Below are 870 nucleotides of genomic sequence, written 5' to 3' on the forward strand. Positions count from 1 at the left end.
TGAGCTGTATCTGCGTATTATTATTCGTTATGAAGAGCAGCTGTTTGAGATAAATCGTATTGATGATTGTCCATCGGCAGGGATTGCGCGGATGATATTTCAGCAGCTGCTCAATCCACAAAAAGCCATGCTGCTCAATCAAATAGAAGAACGTCTGGCAGCTTCAGTGACTGGTCTCAATCGTCTGTTCGGTGAGCTATATGATATTCGCCGCCAGCGTATGAAGCGTCTGCTCGATATTATCAGCATTTATCTAAAAGATGAACGTAGCAGTTTGAGCACTCGTGATTATTTGTCTTCCATTTGGGCGATGGGTCAAGGCGGGGCTGGGCTATTGAACTCTAGTTTTTATCAGCGTTATTTAGGTCGCCGCGATACTCTACGTTATGTCTTTGTGCAGCAGATGCTTGAGTTACCCAGTCATTATCCAGCTGATGCGACGGACCAAGATGTATTGGATGAAGACATGCAAGAATTGGTTGAGCAAATTGATACAGAATCAGAAGAACATCGTAATACGACTTATTAATAACAGGTATAACATGCCGATCACTGTAAAGACTCATTCCCGCTCAGTGGTCGAGCATGCCTTTTGTCCCCTAGGCAATAAACTGTCTAGTATAAATAACGACATGGCTATAAAATTCAGTCATTGTCATCGCTGTTGTCAATCTCCTAAGCCTCAAGAAAGCTATTCGCAAAAAAAATATTTTCAAGCATTACCTAATCAAGTACCTTCTTCAAAAACTGTATTGCCAATACTAGCACGTTCACAGACTGGTTTTACTCTAGTCGAAATCATGGTGGTCATGGTTATCTTGTCTATATTTGCTGGCATGATTGCTGTATCAGTCGGTAGTAGTGAGTCCC

The 870-nt window shown here is 42.0% G+C and carries 2 protein-coding genes; both read left to right on the forward strand.

Going from position 1 to position 870, the window contains the following annotated elements:
* Window positions 1-529 (forward strand): TetR/AcrR family transcriptional regulator (locus tag ACS8FD_RS18375; protein WP_439276907.1); only part of this gene is annotated, 529 nt, incomplete at its 5' end.
* Window positions 530-542: 13 nt separating this feature from the next.
* Window positions 543-870: type II secretion system protein (locus ACS8FD_RS18380; protein WP_439276908.1), on the forward strand; the 328-nt coding region annotated here is incomplete at its 3' end.

This window comes from Psychrobacter sp. 1U2 (assembly GCF_051847575.1).